Origin of the sequence: Helicobacter cholecystus (assembly GCF_003364215.1) — a bacterium.
Taxonomy (GTDB): Bacteria; Campylobacterota; Campylobacteria; order Campylobacterales; family Helicobacteraceae; genus Helicobacter_G; species Helicobacter_G cholecystus.
Window position 1 is genome coordinate 1 of sequence record NZ_NXLU01000015.1, and the last position, 3,763, is coordinate 3,763.

Annotated in this window: 1 protein-coding gene; it reads left to right on the forward strand. The window is 35.0% G+C overall.

Annotated features, from left to right (window positions below; translation table 11 throughout):
• Positions 1 to 319 precede the first annotated feature (319 nt).
• The coding region (locus CQA62_RS06655; RefSeq protein WP_147288250.1) for a beta strand repeat-containing protein at positions 320 to 3,763 on the forward strand (3,444 nt) is incomplete at its 3' end.

The window sequence follows — 3,763 nt, forward strand, 5'->3', positions numbered from 1 at the left end:
TATAAATACCCTATTTATAGTTATTCTATCACTTTTAATAATATTAATATTATTATTTTCTTAAATATATAAATACAAAAAAATATAATTTTAATAAATTTACCCCCCCCCCCCCCGTAGATTTTTGTATATAATCTCATTTAAATTTCTATGAAGGAAATTTAAATTAAAATAAATAAATAGGAGATTAAGATAAGCATGAAAAAAGTAAATTTTTATTCTTATAGAAGACAAGGGGGGGGGGGATAAATTAAACCCTAAATATTCTTTATTTAAGCCCATAATTGCAAGTTCACTTGCTTTAGCTCTTGGTGTGAGTGTGGGGAGTGCACAAGAAACTTGTTCAACTGCACGACAAGGTGAAAATCCTATATTTTGCTATGGGGCAAATGAAAGTAGTACTCAACAATTTACCCCTAACAGTGATTTTTCTTGGAATAACGCATCTTCCGGAGATATGGAAAACTATTGGATGCCAGTTAATTCATCTAGTAGCAATCCATTCAAGCAACTTATAATCAATTTCGATGGTAATGGCGCACCTTCAAGCTCTATAAGTGATAATAACTATACAATCTCAGTCGGTAATAATGGCAATAACTACTTCTCATTACAAAATGGAACAAGCACAAATACCAAAGGAATCCAGCTCGGGAATAATGGGGGAGGAACACTTAAAGTTAATTTTAATTCTCAAGTAAGCAAAACTTTTGAACTCAAATTGGATAATATAAAATCTGAGGCCTTTGCCCTTAAGGGAAATATTGAAGTTAATGGGAGTGATGGCAATGGCACCAATAATAATTTATTTAAGACTACTTTTGGAGGAAAGGGCATTCAGGGAAATATTATCCATAATGCCAAAAACACAGGTGGTTCAACTTATAACTTCAAAACTAATGCCAATCTTGAAGGAAATCTAACAATCAGTACTCAAACAAAAAATAGTGGCACAAATAACCCTATTTCAGTTACCTTTGAAAATGGACACATTATAGGAAATGTTAATGCAGAAAGTAATAATGTAGTTTTTAAGGGGAAAACAAACTATATTCAGGGAAATGTTTCTAGCGGTGTTATTGTATTTGAGCAACAAGATAGTTATATTCAGGGAGATGTTGGATATTGGGCAAATGTCATTTTTAAAGAAACTGGAAGCTATATTCACTCTAACACAATAAGAGTATCCGAACATCAAGATACTGCTGTATTCACTTTTGAAAAAAGTGGCTATATTCAAAACAGTAGCGGAAGTGCAACAAATATCAAAATTGAGGGTGGAACTCTTAATATAAATTTCAAAGATACCAACAATGCCCTAGAAAAAAACTATGTCAAAGGAAATGTAACAAGTAATTGCTGGGGCGGAACCTTTAATCTATCTGGAGGAACTCTACAGGGAAATATTGGAGGACAAAAAAACGGTGGCCGTAACACAAAGGATCTAGTTGTAAACTTTACAAATGGTGCGAAAATGGTGGGAAATATTTTAACAGGACATTCTGGAAATGGTAATGACTTTCAAAAAAAAGTTGTGACTTTTAGTGCCGTAAATTCTCAAATATCAGAAATAAATAGTGAGAATTTTGTTTTAACTGGAAATATTATTAGCTATGGACGAGGATATGTAGGTAGTAGTGATACAAACAAAGGAAACCATATTACTTTCCATCATGGTTCAATGCGAGGGGATGTTACTGCTAATTTTATCAGAAATAGAGGTGGTTACAACAATGTTGTTTTTGATCATGCAACAGAAAGGCAAATTCTAAAGGGTAATATTTCCGTATCAAGGGCAAATACGGCAGTTAGTGAAAATAAAATCACCTTTAACATAGGAGAAATCACAGGAAACATCACTTCAAGTGGTGGAAGCAATAATATTACCTTTAAACAAAGTGGAACAACCACAGGAAATATTGAAACAAATGGTGGCACCAATACCTTGATCTTTGGTTCCACATCACAGCAACAAGCATCTTCTTCAGACATAGAAGTAAGTAAAATCATAGGTGATATTAAAGCTAATAGAAATGGATCAAACACTATTACTTTTAATAATGCAGGAAGTATTCAAGGAACTATTCTGGCTGGAAGTGGTGGGTATGAAGGTAGTAATACTATCACATTCAAAGGCAATGCTACAATTGGAAATGCATTATCTGAAGATGCATCAGCTTTATCTACAAATACCTCTTCTCTTATCGCAAATAATGCAAGTAACGGCAACACTCAAAAACGCAACACTCTAACCTTTGAGGGTACTACTAATCATATTGTCTTTAATGAAGTAAAAACAACTGGGCATGGCAATACTAAAAACATCCTCCTACTCAAAAACAATAGTGGCGCAACAAGTGCACTCACTATTAATAAAATCACCACAAGTGGTGGGATTAATTCTATTGCTAAGGAAAGCTTTGAAAATACTTCAGAAATTTCTAGCATGGATTCTAAAGTTTTCACTGGAACCCTTCAAATTAAGCAAGGAATTATAGGAAATAATGGGGGTTGGACAAATATTGCCTTCAAAGCTCAAAATGGAAGTCAAACAAATAGTGTTATTTCTGCAGGAGACAATGGAAATGCTATTGAGGGGAATGCAAATATTTATCTAGATCTTTCAGAAGCAAATTTAAATAATCAAGCAATCATTGATGGTAATATCAATGGAACAGGTTCAATGTATCTTACTCTTAAGGGTAAAAACTCTTCTAACTCTGTGGGAATCCAAGGAAATATTACAACAGGGCAATACACTACAAAAATCACTCTTGTAGATGCAGGCATTCAAGGAAAAGCATCACAAAAAGCTCAAGAAGCTACAGGATCAAACATTTCTGTTACTCAAAGTAGTGGTAAAAACATTATTCTTGCAACAACATCAACAAATCTCAATCTTGGAAGTGTCACTGCACTCTCTGGTGGAGTTAACTCCATCGCCAAAGCCGATCTCTCTTCTATTAACAACAATGGCTTTACTTTCTCACCTGCTTCTACTCATAGCGACAATGCTCAAGTAAGAGGAGTGCAAAGAGTAGATGCACAAGCAGCAGATCAATCTGATATTGCCTCTAAAGCAATGGAGGGAACATTACAAATTAAAAATGGTGTGAGTGCAAATAATGGAGGATGGAATAATATTGCTTTTAGAGCAGGTGCAGGACAGAGCTCTCCTGTCATTGCAAAACTCAAAGAAGTTACTCCTGCAGAAGAAGAAGCAGAATTAAATCAAGGAGTTGCTCATTTTTTAGCATCTGATGGAAAAATTCTTGAGCTTGATACAGCTGTCTCTGGAAATGCAAATCTGTATTTAGATATGAGCAGTGTTGATAGTTCATTTGGACAAATTCCAAATCAACCCTCAGCATTTTTTGCGAATTTAGCTGATAATGTATCTTTAGATCCTCTCTCTAAATCTGCCATTCTAGGACATCTAGATAATCTTGGTGGAAGACAGAATATCTACATTAAAGGCAAAGGTGATAATGCTGGCTTAACTCTGGGGTTAACTGGAAACATTACAAATGGCAATGGCAGTAGTGGAAGTATGAATATCATCTTTGAAGATAGTCTATGGACTCCTTATGCTGTCCTTAAGGATGGAAGTGGAAGTGCAACAAATGCAGGAGGAGTGGTCATTACAAATGGAAGTAGTGCAAAAACTAATCTCATCCTCAGAAAATCTCCAAGTTCAGCAGGAGGTTCAACAGGAGCTCCAGGAGTAGCAGCTATAGATACATCTACACTCTCAATTCCAGTG